At 63.1% G+C, this 21,393-nt stretch carries 6 protein-coding genes and 1 tRNA gene; 4 read left to right on the forward strand and 3 right to left on the reverse strand.

Annotation, left to right across the window (positions count from 1 at the left end):
• On the reverse strand, nt 1–2,389 hold a 2,389-nt coding region (locus KA354_16510; protein MBP7936246.1), incomplete at its 3' end, for a serine/threonine protein kinase.
• A 348-nt stretch (nt 2,390–2,737) separates the two neighbouring features.
• The gene (locus KA354_16515) at nt 2,738–3,622 is read right to left on the reverse strand and encodes a hypothetical protein (protein ID MBP7936247.1); all 885 of its coding nucleotides are present in this window, start codon (nt 3,620–3,622) and stop codon (nt 2,738–2,740) included.
• A 102-nt stretch (nt 3,623–3,724) separates the two neighbouring features.
• Here KA354_16515 and larE point away from each other — a divergent pair, with 102 nt between their 5' ends.
• Nucleotides 3,725–4,561: an ATP-dependent sacrificial sulfur transferase LarE gene (larE, locus tag KA354_16520; GenBank protein ID MBP7936248.1), complete on the forward strand. Its 837-nt coding sequence runs from the start codon at nt 3,725–3,727 to the stop codon at nt 4,559–4,561.
• Between the two features lie 122 nt (nt 4,562–4,683).
• On the opposite strand, the gene KA354_16525 is transcribed toward larE, so the two are convergent.
• Nucleotides 4,684–5,493, reverse strand: a complete 810-nt coding sequence (locus KA354_16525; protein MBP7936249.1) for an iron dicitrate transport regulator FecR — start codon at nt 5,491–5,493, stop codon at nt 4,684–4,686.
• Between the two features lie 578 nt (nt 5,494–6,071).
• Here KA354_16525 and KA354_16530 point away from each other — a divergent pair.
• The 3 genes from KA354_16530 (at nt 6,072) to KA354_16540 (ending at nt 21,118) form a co-directional block, all read left to right on the forward strand.
• Nucleotides 6,072–7,040: a sugar phosphate isomerase/epimerase gene (locus KA354_16530; protein ID MBP7936250.1), complete on the forward strand. Its 969-nt coding sequence runs from the start codon at nt 6,072–6,074 to the stop codon at nt 7,038–7,040.
• Between the two features lie 229 nt (nt 7,041–7,269).
• Nucleotides 7,270–7,343 (forward strand) — tRNA-Arg (locus tag KA354_16535).
• A gap of 932 nt (nt 7,344–8,275) precedes the next feature.
• Nucleotides 8,276–21,118, forward strand: coding sequence for a PKD domain-containing protein (locus tag KA354_16540; protein MBP7936251.1), 12,843 nt, complete (start codon nt 8,276–8,278; stop codon nt 21,116–21,118).
• Nucleotides 21,119–21,393: the final 275 nt, after the last annotated feature.

Here is a 21,393-nt window from a genome sequence, read left to right on the forward strand (position 1 = left end):
GGGCCGACCGCAAGCAACTCCGCCGGGCCACCCGCCGGCGTTTCCAGGCCTCGTTCCCCCGCTGAGTCCAGCTCCGCACCCTCCCGCGTTCCGGCCCAGCCCCCCATGGTTCTGGTGGGCGCTTACCACCGCCGTCGTGTCCGGCGAGAATGCGACACACCTCATAACCGCCCAGGCTCCAGATCCTGCGCTTGCCGTCCAGGCTCCAAATCCTGATGCTTCCATCCATCGAGCATGAGAGAGCCATCTCCCCTCGGCCGACGAAGACAGCACCCCGTACTCCCGCGGTGTGACCCCGGAATGCGCGGATCTCCTTGCCGGTCTGGACGTTCCAGAGCCTGAGGGTCTGGTCGAAGCTGGCCGACAACACCCGATCCCCATCGGGGGAGAACGCGGCGCTGATGACGTATCCGGTGTGCCCGCTGAGGGTTTGCAGAACTTGGCCGGTCGCCGAATTCCAGATCCAGATATCTCTCTCGTAGGTCGTCGCCAGGACGCGGCGGCCGTCGGGGGAGAAGGCAACGCCGTAATACGAACGTGGATCCTTGTCCGACGCCTTGAAGGAGCGGATGATCTCTCTGCGGTGGACGTCGCCCAACAGAACGGCTCCACCCGCGGTGGCCGGCACAAACAGGACGGACCGGCCGTCAGGGGAGAATGCCACGCCTCTGACCGGCCCGGTTTGTGTGAAGGCCGGTCGATCCTCCTCACCAGTCTCGACGTGCCAGAGCCTGGCGCTTCTGTCTTCACCGCCGGAGAGGATGTACTTGCCATCAGGCGAGACCGCCAGGCAATGCACCGCCCCGGCGTGTCCGATGAACGTCCGGATCTCCCGGCCGGTGCGAACATCCCAGAGCTTGACCGTCCCGTCCTCCGAAGCGGAACAAGCGTGGACACCGTCCGGCATCCAGGCGACGGCCATGAGGCCATCCAGATGACCGCTGAGCGTCTGGATAGGTGCGTCGTAGTCCCGAAAGGAACGGTACAGCCCCACCTCGGAAGGAAGGGGCGAAAGGCCGAGTCCGGTCAGGGCATCGCGAGCCCGTCGAAAGGCGGCGCGGGACGCCTGGCCTTGACCGGCGAGATGCAGGGCGGTGCCTTCTTCCAGTGCGCCGTCGGCATAGGCCGATTGGGCGGTGCGTTCGCGGTCCTGAGCGAGGGCCCGCTCCTTGGCCACCTGGCCCAACAGGATCAGCGCGATGAGCAGGCCGGTGGCCAACATCAGGACGAATCCCGCCGCCACGGCCACTGGCAACCTGTATCGCCGCAGGTACTTCCGCAGGATGTAGAGCGGGCGGTCGCGCTTGGCTTCGATGATCTCCCCGCCCAGATAATGCCCGATGTCGCGGGCGAGTTCCCCGGCCGTCTGATAGCGCCGCTCGCGCTCTTTGGACAGGCACTTGAGTACGATCGTATCGACCTCGTCATCGATCTCGTGGCGAATGCTGCTCGGCTTGGCCGGCTCAACGTTGACGATATCGTGCAGGAGTTCCAGGATGCTGCCGACAGGGCGATACGGAGACTGGCCGGTGAGCATCTGGAACAGAATCACGCCCAGGGAGTAGACGTCGGTTCGGAGATCGATCTTCGCAGGCACCGCCTCGGCCTGTTCGGGCGCAGCCCAGGGCAGGCTGCCCATGAACTGGCCGGTTTCTGTCATGACCGAGGCCTCCATCCCGATGGCGACCTTGGCCAGACCGAAGTCGAGGATGTGTGGCCCGCCTTCGTGGTCGATGAGGATATTGCCGGGTTTCAGATCCCGATGGATGATCCCGCGGAGGTGGGCGGCGTTCACCGCTTCGCAGATTCGGGCGAAGAGATGGAGGATCTCGCGGATGGTCCGCAGCCTGGCCCTGGTCCACTCAGCCAGCGATTGCCCGGAAATGTAGTCCATGACAAAGTAGTGACTACCGGAGGCGACGCCGCTGTCATGGATATTCACGATGTGCGGGTGGTTGAGCTGCCCCAGAACCTCGACTTCCCTCTCGAACCGGGCCGTCTCCCGTTTGCTAGCGAAGGGACCTTCACGCATGACCTTGAGGGCCACCTTGCGTTTGGTGGCTCTCTGGACGGCCTGATAGATCACTCCCTGGCCACCGCGGTGGATCTCGCGGACGATCTGGTAACCCGGAATAATGTCCTGCGCGGGAGACTCGGCGAAAACCTCGCGAAGAAGAGAGGCATCACCTTCAGTATCATGCTGCAGGCCGCTTGAGGCCGCATCAGTCGGAGCCGGTGCGGGCACACGACCCGCTGAACCAGCCAGTTCCCTGGTCTCAGCGGACACCTGGTTAGCCGGTCCGATCGATTCCTGCCGGATTCCGATCGGGTTCGTACCGTCTCCGGAACCGGGCCGGATATCATGGTCATGGGCTTGGTCATCCGGCATGTTGGCACCCTTGAGACGTTTCGTGAGAAACGTGCTCGCTCCACCCGAAAACCCCGGAGTTCGGTCGTCCGCGATTTGACCGTGGTGCGGACGCTCTCACCAGACTGGGCCATCGATCGTGGCTCCGGCTCCGAGGACCAGATTCGCAGCCAGTTCTCGTCAAACACGGGCGGGGCAATGCGCAGATATCCCTTCGTCGGATCGCCTTGCGCGTGCCGCCGGATCCATTCTCTGCCCGTCCTGAATTGTAGTCGCCAGCCCAGGCGTGGTCCTCCGACACGGGGCAACCGATCCTCCGACCACACGCGTGGCCGATGGATCGTCCACCGAGCGAAGGGTTCTGGCATACTATCGGGCGTTGACGTCCTGGCGAAACGCTCGACGCTTCTCCGTCAGATGAGTTTCCTGGAGTAAGCCAGCCAATCGGCGTAGCGAGCCGTGTCGCGGCCGCCCCTGCCGCGCCGGAATCGGACGGACGGAAGCGGTTCGCCGCGTAAGCGGGTTGCCGCGGATCTGCAGGTTACTGTCCGCCAGGGTCGGCGAAGGGATCTGGCTGCCAGCCGGCGGAGTGGTCGGCGCGTGAACGTCCAGCGTGGCATAGGCCGTCTGTGTTCCGGCCGGATTGTAGAAGATGTTGTTGTACACATACACGTTGCGGTTGGGAATGATGTCGTCGACCATGGCGTCGCCGGCCGGGTTGGTCGGGGCAGGGCACCAGCCGCCCGCGGCCAGGAAACCGTTGCAGATCGTATCCGCGTTGTTCGCCCCGTTGTCGGTGGTGTCTTGGCAACCGTGCGTGCCGCGGCCCAAGAGGATCATGCCGAACCCTGCAGCGTCACCGGCGACGCGATAAGCGGTGTTGTAGGCGATCAGGATGTTGTAGCCGCCCTGTACGCCGACCGCGTTGCCCTCGATGTCGTGGATGACGTTGTTGACGAACTTGATGTCGTACACCTCGTAGTGCAGCCAGGGCGACTGCATGATCTCGAAATTCGTGGCCTGCCCGGCGGAGAATCCGAGGTGGCAGTTGTAGAACTCGTTTCCAGCGACGGCAATGTACGCGGTTCCGCCCTTGAGGTAGGTAGCCCAGTCGCCTGCGAAATCGTGGATCGAGCTGTTGAGGATGTGCCCGCCCTGCACGGTGACCCAGTCGATGCCGGTCAGGTATCTTCTCTGCCTCAACCGACGCTTGGATTCCGCTTGGGCTTCGGCGTTCTCTCGAGAGGCTACCATCCCGAGGCGCGTCTCGGACTTCCCGGTCGGGCAGTCAGGACCTATACTTGGGCAGCGGGGACGAGGCTGGCGGGCAAGGCTGCCCTGCAGACAGAGGTTCCGATGGCATCGCTCGATGAGAAGTTGGCGAAGATGCAGGAAATCCTCCGCTCGCTGAAGCGGGTGGCGGTAGCGTTCTCGGCCGGTGTGGACTCGACGTTTGCCCTGAAGGTGGCCGTGGACACCCTGGGGCCGGTCAACGTGGTGGCCGTCACGGCCAAGAGTGACAGTCTGGCTGAGGCCGAGTTTCTGGAGGCCGTGAAGCTGGCCGACCAGTTGGGCGCCGAGCACGTCATCATTGAGACCCGTGAGTTCGACAACCCCGACTATCGGGCGAACCCGGCCAACCGGTGCTACTACTGCAGGAGCGAGCTTTACGAGAGGCTGGACACCTTCCTGGTTGAACGCGGACTGCGCGCGGCCGTCAGTGGCATCAACGCCGACGACTACGCCGACTGGCGACCCGGGATTCTGGCTGCCAGGGAGCATGGTGTCCGGGCGCCGTGTGCCGAAGCCGGCATGACCAAAGAGGACATCCGAGGGCTCAGTCGGCGATTGGGTTTGCCGACATTTGACAAGCCGGCCATGCCCTGTCTTTCGAGTCGGATCCAGTATGGCGAGGAGATCACGACCGAGAAGCTGAAACGCATTGAGCGGTCGGAAGCGTTTCTGCGGTCGCTCGGCTTCCGCGAATGCCGAGTTCGACATCATCACAACCTTGCCCGGATCGAATTGCCCGTATCCGACCTTGATCGGGCGATGGTCCCGGCGACTCGCGCCCGCATCGACGCCGCGCTCCGCGAGTATGGCTATCAGTACGTGGCGATCGATCTTCGCGGCTTCCGGAGCGGGAGCATGAACGAGGTCATTGCGTTCGGAGAGCGACAGAAAGGGGAATAGGGAGCACGCCGCAGTGCTCGGCGGGCAAGGTGCGAGCCGGGTGTGTGAGCTGCACCGCTGGCGTAACCCAGGTTGCGGAGACGGATTCACTTCCAGCATGGTACTTCAAGGCCCTGGCAGCATCAGCTGAACGCTCGGTGCACGAGTTCGGGCAGGACCGTTCCTGCAGTGCCGCGAAGCCCGATGTCGCCCCTGGCGGGTCCGGAGCCGATGACGATGACGGTGGCGCCGTTGGCGCTGGCCTCGAGCGGCAGGGAGGCGGCCGGGAAGACCGAGCCGGAGGTTCCCACGGCGATCATGCAGTCGCAATCGTGGCTCGCGGCGACGGCGTCGGGCCAATCGGGTTCGGCCATGGCCTCGCCAAAGAGGACGATAGAAGGCCGATAGAGTCCGCATCGCCCGATGCCGAAGAAGGGGCGGATGGCGGCGAGCATGGCGGTTCTCGGAAACGAGCCGATCATCGCCTTTTTAAGGGCCGCGACGATGTCGAGCATCTGCGGTCGGGTGAGGATGCTGACCGTGCCTCCCCGGCGGTATACGATCTCGAAGAGTGATCCGTGGACCTCATGGACGCGGGTGCTTCCAGCCTCCTGGTGCAGTCGGTCCACGTTCTGGGTAACGACGGTGACGTGGGTGTGAGACTCGAGAGCGGCGATGGCCTTGTGGCCGGCGTTGGGCGCGGCCTTGGCGACCGGTTCGAGCAGTGCGACGGTGAATTCTCCCACTCGCCGAGGGCTGCCCGCCGCGGTGGCGAGAAGGCCGCCCATAGTGGCAAACTGATCTGGCGGGAAGTGGCTCCAGAGACCGTCGGAGTCTCGGAAGGTCGGGATGCCGCTTTCCGCCGAGATACCCGCCCCGGTGAACACGACGACCTTGCCGGCGTGGCGCAACAACTCGGCCGCGCGATCCATCAACACATCGTCCCTGCCCACGACCTGTTTCCTCGAATCCGCGACCCGACACGCGGCCGTGGAGACACCACCATCGTACGCCGCGGACTGTCCGATGTCATCCACCGATTGAGGGCGGGCAGTGTACGATTCGACGGGCTGGATTGCCGGGTAGGGGTGAGGGTGCCTGCGACCGTATCGGGCATGGGAGAGGCGTCGAGGACGGGGTCTGTAAGTTGAGCATGGGCAATCTGCATGTGCGAATCGTCCGGTCCCCCAGCACAGGGTCACGGTCACGACCAAACGAACCCAAGCTCGCCGCCCTGACAGGACCGCCGGAACAGGACCGGTAGCCCGCGGACCCGACTGCCTGACACGCTGAAGCCGAGCGGGGACGGTGCTGGATTGGTTTGGGCGTGACGTTCAAGCCTGGGAGGCAGCCAAGCCGCTTTCTGGCAGCAATATCACCACAGGTGACCCGCGGCGAGCGGCTTGTCCGGGACTCCTTTTGACCGTCGGGGGCCCGTGCGGTAATCTCATTAGTCTGATTGGCATGGGGACGAGGTCTGAAAAGGAAATCGATGGAAGGAGCTTGGGCTCCAAGGTACGGAGGACAGTCCATGATCCACCAGAGCAATCGACGCGAGTTTCTGCAGCGTACCGCCCTGGCCGCTACGGCCGCCGGTGCGGTTGGCAGCACTGCCATGCCTACTCGGGCCGAGGATGCCCTGCCCGCTGGCGGAGAGGGCAAGAAGCCAGCGGTGCTGAAGATATCCGCCCAGGAAGGCGTCGTTCCGGGCAGGAGCCTCTCTGAGAAGCTGGACAACATGGAGAAGTGGGGATATGTCGGGTTAGAAGTGGGCGGCGGCAATCTACCGAAGCGGGTAAAGGAATTGCAGGACGCGCTCAAGGGCCGCCCGATCAAGATGAGCGCGATCTGTGCCGGGTTTCAGGGCTGGCTGATCAGCGACGACAAGGATACCCGGGAGAAGGCCCTGTCGTCGATGAAGGAGATCCTGACCGCCGCAGGCGAAGTCGGCTCCACCGGGCTGATCATCGTGCCGGCGTTCAACGGGCAGAAGTCGGTGCCTCACAAGCAGGCCCGAGAGATGCTGACCGGCTTCACCCGCTGGGACCGGTCCAACGACAAGGCCAGAACGTCGCTGCTCGGGGAGCTCGGCGAGCACGCCGCGAAGGCTGGAACCCGAATACTCCTTGAGCCTCTCAATCGCGATGAGTGCTATTTCTTGCGGACGCTGGCCGACGGGGCATCGATCTGCCGTGACGTGAACAGCCCGGGCATCGCCCTGATGGGTGACTTCTGGCACATGACCTGGGAAGAGACCTGCGACATGGGAGCGTTCCTGAGCGCCGGCAAGTACCTGCGTCACGTTCACATCGCGAGTCGCAAGGACCGTAAGACGCCGGGTGAGGACGGCGAGGCCGACAACTACATCAACGGCTTCAAGGGCCTCAAGATGATCGGCTACCAGGACTACATCAGCCTGGAGTGCGGTTGCCGGGGCGATCGTAACGAGGCGATTCCGGCGGCGGCCAAGCTGATTCGCGAGCAGTGGGCCAAGGCATAGCCCCTGGGGTGTGGCGAGGTCCCGGGGATGTGGAGGGAATGACCTGGAGCGACTAACTGCCATGATCCGCCCTGGACAGCAATGTTCTACCGCAAGCCCTTGGGCCAACGTAGTCGGTATCGAATGCGGGGGTTTTGTCGGGTGTTTGGCCGGGAGGCGGTAGTGCCGTATCTTCTGCGACCGGTGAATGCTTGCAAAGCATTGGAAATAAGGTGGTTAAAGTAGCCTGGCGCCCGTAGCTCAGCAGGATAGAGCACCGGTTTCCTAAACCGGGGGTCACAGGTTCGAATCCTGTCGGGCGCGATTTCTGGCCGAGGAGCCCCCCATTCGGTTGTCACTGCAGCCTTGCCGTTGCAGGGCAGACGTGCCTCTGTCGATCGGGGGCATCCACAACGAGCGACTGCGTGGAGTCCATCCACATCTGGCAAACCGGGCGGGATAGCCGCTTCCCAGTACTGAGACTGGCGTCAACCGTCCGCTGGCCAACGCGATGGCGGCCGCGGGCATGGGTAACCGGACCACGCAGATGCAAGGATTAGGGCGACAGCCGGGCTTTTGCGATCGCGATTGTCCTCCAGTCTAGGCGGAATCTCGGATGGATCTTGGCGTAATTCCCACCCCGTAAGGTCACAGATTCCCAGGCCTGCAAACCGATATCAAGTGGGGAAAGAGGGAAGAAGTGTTCTCGGCGGAAGCGGGTTCAAGTCGCGCTTTATGATTGGCGACATTCGCTTGCATCCTGATCTCGCAAGTGATTCAATGGAGGCATCCTCGCGGTGATTCAGTGGAGGGATCACTGTCTTCCGCAATGCCGCACGGGCAAACGGAACGGGAAGCAGAAGCGAACTACGGGAGCCGATTTCAATTCCTCTTGTGCCAGAGGCGCAGACATGACTCTTCCATTTGTCTCTGAAAACGTCCTGCTCCGATCGCGCGTTGCCGGTTGCGTATTCGCCCTCGCAGCCGTACTCGCTTTCCAAGCCATCGGGCTTTCGTCTGTCGCAGCGGCCGATCCGGCGCCGACGGCACCTGGCCCGACGGCGTCCTCTGGCTTTCAGTACCCTTCGCCAGATTACGGGGCGAGCCCGAAAGCACCCCAGACGTTTGTCGGGCAAGGGTTGGTGCCAGCTCCGGCCGAGAGCGCACCAGCGAACGCGGCCGATGACACTTCGAACGTCGCGCCCTCCAAGCCGACGGTGCCTCCGACGTCTCCCACTGCGGCGTCAGGCGGGAGCATGGGCAAAGCTCTGCCTACCGCCGCGGGGCTCTCGCCAGCCGATTTCGACAATGATGGGGACGTGGACCTGGACGACCTGCTGCATTTCACGACCTGCCTTTCCGGTGCGGGGCTGCCCCCGTCGGATCCGGCCTGCAGCGATGCTGATCTGGATCACGACAGTGACGTGGACCTGGACGACTTCGGACTTTTCCAGATCATGCTGAGTGGTCCCGGGCCCACGGCGGAAGCGGGCGGGCCCTACAGGGTGGTCGAGTCTGCGGTCCAAGACGTTTTGGGCGGGCTGTGGCCAGTGACGCTGGACGGCCGGGGCTCACACGCTGGCGATCCGGGCGACCCGATCGTCTCCTACTTGTGGGAAGGACACCTGTTCCGCAAGGAGACGTTTGACGGAGCGACGCTGGATACCGCCCGCTGGAACGCGGCCAACGCGGTGCAGAACGACAATGTCACCGTCACCGGTCAAAATGGCTGGGGACCTTCGTACGTCTTCACTCAGGAACCGCTCGATCGTGCCGAGGGGATCAAGATCCAAGCCCGAGTTACGTGTCCCTCGCTGTGCCATGCGATGTGGGGTATCAAGCATAACGTCGCATCGACGAGCTATACGGCGATGCCGTATGCGATTTACTTCAGGGACAACGGGTATCTCCACATCTACGAGGACGGAAGCGACCGCGGCCACGTGGGCTATTACTCGGCCGGCACGACTTACGAAGTCAGAATCGATGTCAAGCCGGTAACCGGCGCCAGTTACTACATTCGTCCGCCCGGCTGCGCGGAATGGCTCCCGCTCTATGACTCAACCTATGGCGGAGCCAGCGGTTTTGTGGCGGGTCTCACGGTTCATTCCGCCTCGGTGTCGATGGACGACCTGTTCCATCCCACGAAGAGTATGGCGGGCGATGTAGCGGAGTGCTGGATCGCGGCGGCGGGGGAAGCCAAGCTCACGGTGACCAACGTCACGGGCCAGACGGGCACGGACACGGCGTCAATCGGGATTGACGGCCAAGTTCCGACGGCGGTTTGCGGGGGGCCCTACCACGGGCCGCTGGGTGCCATTGTAGCCTTCGATGCCCTAAACTCGGTTGACGACGTCGCGATCACCCATTACGCGTGGGACTTTGGCGATGGGGGAACGGCGACCGGGCGTTATGTCAAGCACGCCTTCGCGGCCGCGGGCACCTACAACGTGACGCTGACGGTTCGGGATCATGCCGGGCAGACGGGTACGGCCGCAACCACGGCGACGATTGAAGCGATGGCCGTCTGTGTTCCCTGGGAATACGATCGGCGGAGCGGCCGGGAAGTACCGCACTCGGTCTGGGACGGGCTGCAGACGCGGGTGAAGGCCGTGCTCTTCACGGATACGGCGGCGAATCAACTCACCTACAGCTGGGATTTTGGGGACGGTGATGCCCCGGCGACGGGCACCGTGAGCGACAAGCGGGCGCTCGAAACGAGCCACACGTACCGTGGACCGGCGGGTGCCTTGTACACAGCCACGCTCACGGTTCATGACCCGCAGCATGGCGATCTGGTGGACACCTACCCGGTTGAGATTCACGCCCGTGATCTGACCATCGAGGTCAATGCCGCGATCGATGAAGGGCTTTGGTGGCTGCACAAGAATCAGACTATCGGCGGTACGGGCAGCGTCGACTACTACTGGCGTTCGTATGGCGGCTACTGGATGGGTTCGACGGCCTCGACCCTTCACGCGATGGAGATCAACGGGCACGTGCCCACCCGGTCGGCGGGACAGGATCCGTACGCCGAGGATGTGTCCAGGGCCCTGGACACGATGTTCACCGGTCTAACCCGCTACTGGATCGGCCCGCAGACTTACGGCGATCCGGATTCGAACGCGAACACCGTCGGTCTTTCGGTCAACTCGGACCGTCCGATCTATGAAGGTGGGATGGTGATGGATGCGATCGCGGCCAGCGGCGCACCGGACCTGATGGCCTGCCGGGGCGATGCATTCGCGTTAGGACGGACTTATCGCGAGATTGCCCGGGAGATGGCCGATCAGTACGCCTGGGGTCAGACAGACCGAGGCGGCTGGCGATACTCCTGGAACTCGGATGACGACAACTCCGCCTGTCAATGGGCGGCGATCGGCTTCATGGGAACCAAGACTGCCTTTGGCTTGGACGCTCCCAGCTGGGTCAAGGACCGTAATGATCTCTGGCTCACCCAGAGCTACAACGGCACCGGGTTTGGCTACACCGGGGCTGGCAACGGTGAAGCGACGACACCTTCGGGCATGGTGCAACTCGCCTTCTGCGGCAAGACCATTGAGGACAACCGATGGAAGACCGCAGAGGCATGGATCGCCAACAACTGGGAGTGGTGGAAGAAGACCAACAACGTCTACGCGTGGTATGCGTTTGCCAAGGCCATGCGACTGGCTCAGCCCCAGCCGGTGACCCAACTGACCGCGACGGGGATGGACTGGTATGACCACCTGACCGCGGGGCTGACCAAGTACATCCTCAACCGGCAGCAGACCGACGGCGGATGGCCGGACTATTACGGTCGCGTTTTCGCCTCGGCCTGGCAGGTGACGATCCTGACCCCGACGCTGTTCACCCGTCCACCGGTGGCGATGGCCGGTGACGACGTGGTTTGGGCCTTCGATCGGCCGTTGACCCTTGACGGTTCGTTGTCGTACCACACGGACCCGGTTCGATTGCTGGTCCAGTACGAATGGGACTTCGACGGGGACGGTGCCTATGAGTACGTGGGTGTTGAGCCGACCGTTCAACACATCTACGCATTCGATCCGGCGATTGTGTACCCGACGGTCTACTCGGCCCGGTTGCGGGTGACCGACGACATCGGGCAGACGGATACCGACGTTCGGCAGGTCACCATCGCCGAGCCGCCGCATCCACCGATGGCAGTTATAGGAGGTCCGTACCAGGCTACGGCGGGCGTTCCCTTCCAGCCGGACGCGAGCGATTCGTACGACATCGATCCCGGCGATTTCATCACCCGCCAGGAATGGGACTTCAACGGCAGCGACGGGTACGACTTCGAGGATCCGGACGCAGCCGTCGACTGTCCCGCGGCCCGGGCCTGCCCGCAAGTCTCATGGACCTTCGACACACCCGGCGTCTACAACATCGGTCTGCGGGTATGGGATAATGCTGTCCTTCACGCCGAATTGGCGAAACTGGCTTCGGTTCCTGTTTACACCACGGTGACGGTCAGCGGCAACATTGCGCCGATCGCCCATGCGGGCGGGCCGTACGACACGGTTGAATGCCAGCCCCTCCAGCTTGATGGAACAGCGTCGTCGGACGCCAACGGCGATGCGATAACCTATGCCTGGGATCTTGACGGTGACGGGGAGTACGACGACGCCACCGGACCAGCGCCGTCGCACACATGGGACACGGCCGGGGTCTACAGCGTCGGTCTGATTGTCTCGGATGGATCGTTGTCGAGCCAAGCGGTGCAGGTGCAAGTGACGGTAGGTGATTCCACTCCGCAAGTGACCGTGATCGGCCCGGACAAGCTAGCGGCCGGCCAGCTTGGCCTGTTCGACGCCCTGGTCACTTCCGCCTGCGAGGTTCAAGCCGTCGAGTGGGACTGGGATTTCGATTCTACAGAGTTCAATTCCTCGGGCGACGCCGGCGCCGCCCAGGAGCACGTCTATGCGTCCCAGGGCACTTACATGGTGGCCGTTCGGGTCACCGACAAGAACGGAGCGGCCTCGATCGGCACGACGGCCGTACAGATCAGCGCTGCCGACAGCCCGAGGGTGTACGCCAACACGCGCATGAAGGTCATTGTCGGCCGGCGTGACTACGACGTAGCTCGACACGTGCACATGGCCCAGTTCACGCTCCTGAACCAGAGCACCGTGCCGATGACCGGCCCGATCGGTCTGGCATTCTCGGACATCAATCCATCCAGTGTCGTCCTGTTGAACGCGAGTGGCACGGTGCCACACCCCAGCGAGCCCGAAAGGCAGATTGCCTACGTGGACTTCAGCAGCCTGTTGACGAACAACACCCTGGCCGCGGGAGCCAGTATCGGACCGAAGTGGGTCGAGTTCCAGGGCCCCCAGGACGTGGCCTTCACATTCGACGCGTTCGCCTATCTGTTCAACTCGCCTCCGCGGATCACATCCGCGCCGGTGGTGACCGCGACCGAGGGGCAGCGGTACCGCTATGAGGTCGTCGCGGTAGACGACGACGGCGACCCGGTTCGTTTCGGACTGACGGCGACCGGCGGCATCGCCCCACCGGCCGGCATGTCCGTTCATCCGCTATGCGGCCTCGTCGACTGGATGCCCGGCCAGCAGGCGGCGGGTGCCCAACCGGTCACCATTGTGGTTGACGACGGCTTGCCAGGCAGTTCCGCTCAGCAGGCCTTCGAGATCACCGTGAGCGCGGTGAACGTTGCCCCGACGATCACTTCCACGCCGATCACGACCGCGATCGTCAATGCCGCATACACCTACCAGGTGCAGGCGAGCGATCCGGACGGCGACCCGATCAGCTACGCCCTGACGGAAGCTCCGACGGACATGACCCTCAGCTCAAGCGGGCTTGTCCAGTGGGCACCGATGGCACCCGGCGGGCGGCAGATTCGATTGACAGTCACGGACGATCACGGTCGTGTGACCGGGCAGGACTACGTGTTGACCGCGGTGGGCTGCGAAGCCCCTCCACGGATCACGTCCGAGCCTCTGCTCGCCGCCGCGGAAGGTCAGCCCTACACCTATCAAGTGGTCGTAGACGGTGCGGTCACGGCGTTTTCTCTGGCAGCGGCACCGGCGGGCATGACCATCAGTCCATCGGGACTCATTTCCTGGACGCCGGCCTACAACGCGGCGGGTGCACGAACCGTCAAGGTGATCGTCGCCACGGCCACACCCGACTGCCAGGCGGAGCAGATCTTCCAGATAGAGGTCGATAGCCGGAATGGGGCACCTTCGTTCATCACGGTGCCAGTGACCGCAGCCACGGAAGGGGTCTACTACCGGTACGGAGCCCAGGCGACCGATCCGGATGGTGAAACGGTCGGCTATACGCTCATCCAGGGGCCGGAGGGCATGAAGATCAACCCCGTTGCAGGGGTCATCGAGTGGATTCCGTCTCAGACCGCGGCGGCAGGCAGCCCGCACACCGTCATCATTACCGCAACCGATCCGTTGCGGGCCCGGACGGTGCAGACGTTCCAGATCCAGGTCGCCGCCCAGGAGATGCCGCCGCGGATCGTCTCCGAGCCGATCTATGGCGCGGTCGAGGGGACGCTCTATGAATACCAGGTGGTCGCGGAGGATCCCGACGACGACCAACTGGCCTACGCCCTGCCGCGAGCACCGACGGGCATGACCATCAGTGCGACGGGGCTGATCCAGTGGACGCCCCCACAGGATGCGGCCGCCCACAATCCCCAGATTGTGGAAATCAGCGTGACCGACCCGGCCGGGCATCTCGCCAGCCAGGTGTACCAGATCTTCGTCCGGGTGGTGAACGTACCTCCCGAGATCACCTCCGAACCGGCGACCGCCGGCGTCGAGGGCCAGGTCTATCGCTACTCGGTCGTTGCGACCGACGCCGACCTCGACGTGCTGACCTACTCGCTGGTCACTACGCCGGGCGGCATGAGCATTCACCCGGGGACCGGCTTGATCGACTGGCTGGTGCCCCAGACCGCAGCGGCGGCCAATCCGCACTCCGTCACGGTTGCGGTCAGCGATGGGATAGAGACGGTGCAGCAATCGTTCGAGATCACGGTCGCCGAGGTGAACGTCGGGCCGATCATCACCTCCACGCCCGAAGACCGCGCGACGGTCGACGAGCCGTACACGTACGGCGTTGTGGGGAGCGACCCGGACGGCGACCCGGTGGTCTTCAGCCTGCTCGAAGGACCGGAGGACATGACCATTGACCCGGTGAGCGGAACCGTTCAATGGACTCCCGTCGAAGGCGATTTCGGGAATCACGCGGTCACCATTCGGGTCGATGACGATCACGGACACTTTGTCACCCAGGTATACACGCTCTTCGTGTCCGAACTAGGCCACGATACGCTGCCCCAGATCACATCGACGCCGATCTTCTCGGCCCAGGTGGATCAGCAGTACCGCTACCAGGTTATCGCCGAGGATCTTGACGGCGACCCCCTGTTCTACGCGTTGCTCCTAGCTCCTCCCGGGATGGCCGTCGACACCAACGCCGGCCTGATCACCTGGACGCCGACGGCCGCTCAGATCGGCAGCCACGAAGTGCACGTCAAAGTGGACGACCGGCGCATCGGGTATGCCGTCCAGACCTACTTCGTGACGGTCTCGCTGCACGGCGACAATAGTCCACCGCGGATCACTTCCACGCCGCCGTTCACAGCCCGGGTGGACGAGAGGTACGTCTACCCTGTAGCCGCCACCGACCCGGACAACGACAGCCTGCGTTTCACGCTGGTGAAAGCCCCGGTTGGCGCCGGCATTGACTCGGCCAGCGGGCAGCTCACCTGGACGCCGAATGCTGAGCAAGTCGGCCGATACGATGTGACCATTCGCGTGGATGACGGCCGTGGCGGCTGGGGTGAGCAGCAGTACTCACTGACCGTATCCCTGACCGGCGAGAATCGCTCGCCGGACATTACCTCGACGCCGGCACTGGCGGCCGGAGTCGATCAGGCCTACGCCTATCAGGTCGTGGCTATCGATCCGGACCTGGACCCGCTGGTCTACGTCCTCGAAACGAAGCCGAGCGGCATGACCATCGGCGCAACCACCGGGTTGATTGGATGGACACCCGGCGTGGCCGATCTCGGCGTTCATGAGGTCTCCGTCAAGGCCGCTGACGGCAAGGGCGGATGGGCGATCCAGACCTACGCCCTGACCGTTTCCCAGGCGGGCGGCAACACGTCGCCACGGTTCATCTCTGTCCCCGTCACGGTAGCCCAGGCGGAAGCGACGTACAGCTACTCGGCGAAGGCGGTGGACGATGACGGGGATGCGATCACGTACGGTCTGGCGACGGCCCCTGACGGCATGGTCGTCGTTGCGGCGAGCGGCCTGATCGAGTGGACACCCCAGGCCACCCAGCTCGGCACCCACCCGGTGGTGTTGCGGGCGGATGACGGCAGAGGCGGGTACACCCAACAGTCGTTCCAGGTGACCGTTTCCGCGGACGGCACCAACCGGGCTCCGCGGATCGTGTCGACCGCCATCACGACGGTCATGGCCGGCCAGAACTACCAGTACGTGGTCGTGGCCAGTGACGAGGATGGCGATGCCCTTTCCTTTGCCCTGGAGGCTGCGCCGGCGGCCATGACCATCGATGCCGCCACGGGTGCCATCGGCTGGGCAACGACGGCGGAGGACGTCGGCCGCCACCCCGTGACCATCACGGTGACCGACAGCGACGGTGCCTGGACGACTCAGCCCTATGAGCTCGAGGTCCGGGTCAACCAGCCGCCGCGGATCGTCTCCTCGCCGTCGACGCGTGCGGTGGTGGACATGCCCTACCGATACGAAGTGAAGGCCACGGATCCGGAGATGTCCCGGCTCGGCTTCGCTCTGGACCAACCGGTTGAGGGCATGGCCATCGACGCTCAGACGGGCGTGATCACCTGGACGCCGACGGCCGCCCAGGTCGGTCCGCACGCGGTTGTGGTGGTGGTTCGGGACAGCCTGGATGCCGAGGCTCGGCAGAACTATACGCTGACGGTCTATACCGGCGCCGACGCCGATCTGTATGCGCCGGAGGTGACGGTCACGGCCGCTCCGCGAACGGTGAACCCGGGCGAGCCGGTCACGCTCACGGTGAAGGCCACCGATGATCTCATGGTCACGGCGTTGGCGCTGACCGTGAATGACGCTCCAATTGCCCTGACCGCGGACGGGCAGGCGGTGTTCACGCCGACGGTCCCGGGCGGGTTTGTGGCCCGGGCGACGGCCACCGACCTGGCCGGCCACGTTGGCAAGGGCACGACGGACTTCTACGCCCGCACGCCGGGCGACAGCACTGCCCCGACGGTGGCGATCACCGCGCCGGCAGCGGACGCGGCACTGAAGGCGTCGACGGCCATCGTGGGCACGGCCAGCGACGACAACCTCTACAAGTACACCCTGGCCTATCGGTCGGTGGGCACCGAGGCGTACATCGAGTTCGCGACCAGCTACACCTCGGTGGTCGGTGGCACGCTCGGCACGCTAGACACCACCCTGATGATGAACGGCATGTACGAGGTGCGGTTGCGGGCCGAGGACACGAATGGGAACGTCAATGAAGTGACGACGGGTTACTCCGTCGCCGGCAATCTGAAACTGGGCAACTTCTCCATCAGCTTTGTGGACTTGGCCATTCCCGTGTCAGGCATTCCGATCAGGCTGACCCGGACTTACGACAGTCGCAACAAGGCAAAAGGGGATTTTGGCGTCGGCTGGACCTTGGATATCGCGAGTTTGCAGATCAAGAAGAACAAGCCTGCTGGAAAGGACTGGGAGCAGCGGGTCATCCGAGGACTCGGGGGATTGAATCGTTTCATTCTCATCCCCAAACGGACGCACATTGTTTCAATCACCTGGCCTGGCGGCCGAACCGAGCAATTCGCCATGAGGACCGTGCCTGCGGAGCAGGCGTTTATCCCAATCGAGTACTTCTCTTCGGTCGTGTTTGACCCCATTCCACCGGCGACCTCCAAGCTGCAAGTGCTCGGCGACACGTCGGGCTACTACACGGGGGGCCCCCCGGCTGACGCGAGCACGCCATCGGAGGGCGACCTCTTCTTCTACTCCAACGACCTTTTTGATCCTTCCTCGTATCGACTGACAACGCGCGAGGGCAGGTCGTATACCCTGGTAGGACTCCCCGGCAGTCCGACAGCCAATCTCCAGGCCATCAAGGATGGAAATGACAACAGTCTGGAGATCACCCACAACGGCATCCTCCATTCATCTGGCAAAGGCGTTATCTTCGAGCGCGACGGTGAAGACCGCCTGGTTTCGATGACCGATCCCAAGGGTGGCAAGCTGCGTTTCGAGTACGACGACCGCGGCGATCTAATCAGCTTTGTCAACCAGGCAGGGAACACCACACGGTTCGTCTACAACGACGATCACTACCTCGTCGAGATCATCGATCCTCGTGGCGTCACCGCCAGCCGTCTCATCTATGACGATGCCGGACATCTCGTCGCATCGATTGACGCCAACGGCAAGCGTGTGGATTTGCAGCACAACCTCGACACTCGACAGGAGGTGGTCCGAGATGAGAATGGCACAACCTGGGTTTACGACTACGACGCCGCAGGCAACGTCGTTGCCGAAACCGATGGTCTTGGACGTCGCAGCGAGTACACCTACGACGGCCAGGGTCACCTGCTCACCGAGAAGGATGCGCTGAACAACGTGACCACCTACACTTACAGCACGAGCGGTGACCTGCTGACGTCAACAAGCCCCGTCGGTGCCGTAGTGAGGATGGCCTACAACGATCACGGCCGCGTCACCTCGGTGACGGACCCGAACGGCAACACCCAGACGTCTGCCTATGACGACAGAGGAAACCTGGTTTCCGTTACCGATGTGACGGGAAACACCACTACCTTCAGTTATGACGCACGAGGGCATCTGCTCACGAAGTCCGACCCCCTCGGGAACGTGACCAGCTACCAATACGACTCATTCGGCAACCAGACTGAGGTTCAGAAGCCTGATGGGACCCAGGTCTCGACTACCTATGACGAGAACGGAAATGCCCTGAGCCAGACGTACCGAACGGCCAGCGGCGGGAGCACAATTGAGCTGGTCACCATGAATCAATACGACGCGATGAACCGTGTCGTGAGAACCGTCGATCCATACGGAGAGGCGACAGAGGTCACTTACGACGAAGCAGGCCTGCAAACGTTGAACAAAGACGCGCGCGGCCGTGAGACTCGGTTCGAGTACAATCTTTCCGGCCGGATGGTTCGGCGAGTCAACCCCGACGGTACGGCATACTCGGCCAGCTACGATGCCACGGGCAGGCCGCTCAGCAGCAGCGACTGGGAGGGAAACACGGTGAGCTACGAGTACAACGCCGTCGGTTTACAGACCAGAATGCGAAAGTCGAACGGCTGCACCATCGAGCGGACCTATGATGCCCTGGGCAGGATCCTCACTGAGACCGATTGTTCAGGTACCGTCGTCGCCCAGTACGAATACGATGCCGCGGGCCGACTGATCGGAAGCACGGACGCATTCGGCAAGAAAGCGACGCTCACCTATGATGCCGGCGGGAATCCACTCCAGATGAAGGACCCGCTGGGCCGAGTGATTGGTATTGAATACACTTCTCGGAACGAAGTGGCCGCCGTTCACTATCCTGACGGCACATCCACGACAATGAAGTACGACACCCTTGGGCGACGCACTCAGGAGACCGATGCGCTTGGCCGGGTCACCCGCTATGAGTACGATAACGTCGGGCGACTGACCAAAGTCGGAGATGCTCTTGGGAACGAGACGACCTTCGGCTACAACGGCATGGGCAGGCGGACCTGGCTGCGCGATGCCCTGGGCCATGAGACGACCTGGGAGTACGACAATCGCGGCCGACTGCTCCGCACTACGCGCCCCGACGGCTCGACCGAGACGTTCGCGTACAGCCCTGACAATCGGCTCACCAGCTCCACCAACGGCGATGGTGAGACAGTCGAGTACGTCTATGACACAGAGGATCGACTGGCCGCCAAACTCCTGCCTGACGGAAACCGGATTGAGTATCAGTACGATCTCAACGGACGACGTACGCAGGTGAGCTACATGGGGCGGGTCTTCCGATACGCCTACGACGCTTCTGGGCGCCTTTCTCAGGTGACCGATGCTCATGGCCGAACGGTTACCTACACCTACAACGTCAACGGCCGACGTCAGAGCATGACGACGCCCGCCGGCACGGTCCAGTACGCCTACGACGCCGCGGGGCAGCTCACAACCATCACCGACCCGGACGGTGCGACCACCCTTCTTGCCTACGATGATCTTGGTCGGCGCACATCATGCACACTCCCCAACGGGGTGAGAACAACTTATACCTACGATCAAGGGGACTACCTGCTCTCAAGCGAGTCCAGAAAGGCAGATGATTCTCTGCTGGCGTCCTTCCGTTACGAGGTCAACGCCGCAGGACACCGGACGAAAGCGGTCGAGACAACGCCTCAGGGCAACCGGGAGTTGACCTTCCGGTACGATGAGCTGTACCGCCTCACCGATGTCGACACGGCGGATTCCGTTCGCGGTCCCAGCACCGAGGCGTATGGTTACGACGCGGTCGGCAACCGGCTGACCAAGCTGACCTTGGGGGCGCCGGCGATAGCGTACGCGTATGACGCCGACGACCACCTGACCCAGGCAGGCTCAACTAGGTTTGCCTGGGATCGAAAAGGCAATCGGGTAGCCCGGTTTGCTCCTTCAGATACCGCGACATTCGAGTACGACCGCGCCGGCAGAATGGTAGCCGTTCAGCGAACCTCTCCGCAAATCGAGAGGTTGACCTACAGCTACGACGACGACGGGATCATGACGGCCTTCGGCGTAAACGGTGCCATGAGTCAGTACGTCATCGACAAAGCGGCTCCGCTGCCTTCGCCGATCGAGGAATACGATGCCAGCAGCAATCTAGCGGCTTACTACGTCTACGACGACACGGGCATTTTGTACTTCAAGAGGGGCGGCCAGTCCTTCTACTGTGTCAAGGACGGATTTGGTTCCGTGCGACTCCTGACCGACGCCACGGGCCAGGTCACCGACTTGTACACTTACGACACGTTCGGAAACGTTGCCGACCGCCAGGGTTCGACGTTGAACCGGCATTTCTTCCGGGGCCAGGTCTTGGACGCCAAGACTGACCTCTACTATCTCCGCGCCAGGCACTACGATCCAGTGACGGGCCTCTTCACGACCCGAGATCGCGTTCCTGGCGACTCGCCCGTGCCGCGCAGCCTGCATCGATACTCCTACTGCATGGGCAACCCAGTAACCTACGCAGACCCGCTCGGCAACAAGAGCCTCATCGAGCAGATGGGCGTCTGTGCGATCATCGCCAACTTGGTGGGCATGTTCGTGGGAACCACATCCGCGATGGGCATTCTCGGCATGACGACGGTATACGTTGAGGACGCCATGGCCAGCGGCTCACCCTTGCCGACCCATATTCTGGTAGGGCTGGCAGGCAACTACAACTTCGGAACAACGCTGGCCAAGAAGTGGCCTCGCTACTTCGCGGGCTGGTACTGGCTCACCGGTGTGGGTTCGGTCGAGGGCCTGATCGGCACGACCCTGGGCGGCGGCCCGAAGACCAGTTGCTTCTGGTTGTACGGATCGCTCGGACTAGCGGTGAACGCTCTCTACGATCCCGGTGCGGGTTTCACTCCTTTCGCAGGCCTGGTCTGGAATGCCACTCAGACCGGTTCCTACGAAGGGCCGTTCTTCACCACTTCAGGGGCTGTGGCCGAGTGCTTGTTTGACCGCAAATACGACAACATGAAGATTCGCAAGATGGTCAAGAAACTCGGCGGCAAGTACGCTCAGAGAGGTTTTGCCATCTTCGCGGGTCCAAAGGCGATGGACGACTGGAGCCACGGCGGCTGTTGGGGGGTGAGCACCAGCAAGTGGGGATCCAAGTCGAGCCGGATGGGGCAGTTCACCCTGGCCACGACTTTCTACGCCTATCTCCCTGATTTGGCTCGCAAGGTGGGTAAAGGGCTGAGCGGCGTCTTTGACTCGCTCGAGACTGCCCTCGATTCAACTGACGCGATGTTGGAGGACCTCGAGGAGGCGCTCGAGCAAGCGGTGAACGGAAGCGATGAAGACTCGACCGGCGCGTGATGCCTGCGACGGGAGCTTCCCTTGCGGTGTGGCCCGAAGTTGCCGCGGTGTTTGAACACACGCACCGCTGCCCCGCAGAGCCGGACACAAGTCGGTCTGCACTCGCCAACCAAGACAAGACCGCTTCCTGGGCGGCGACCTTTGGCGATCACGGTGTCTGAGCAGGTTCGCGCAAAGCGCTGGCCGGCCTTCCCCGTAGCACGAGCGCCCGACGGTAATCGTGCCAGTCAAGCCGCCCAGGCCACCCGGCGAACAGGTTCGCCAGGAACGTTCCC

The sequence above is a fragment of the Phycisphaerae bacterium genome, assembly GCA_018003015.1.
GTDB lineage: Bacteria > Planctomycetota > Phycisphaerae > UBA1845 > PWPN01 > JAGNEZ01.

Coding starts and splice junctions, on each gene's coding strand:
- KA354_16515 (MBP7936247.1), bottom strand. CDS start 3,622: ATGGTAGCCTCTCGAGAGAACGCCGAAGCCCAAGCGGAATCCAAGCGT.
- larE (MBP7936248.1), top strand. CDS start 3,725: ATGGCATCGCTCGATGAGAAGTTGGCGAAGATGCAGGAAATCCTCCGC.
- KA354_16530 (MBP7936250.1), top strand. CDS start 6,072: ATGATCCACCAGAGCAATCGACGCGAGTTTCTGCAGCGTACCGCCCTG.
- KA354_16540 (MBP7936251.1), top strand. CDS start 8,276: ATGGGCAAAGCTCTGCCTACCGCCGCGGGGCTCTCGCCAGCCGATTTC.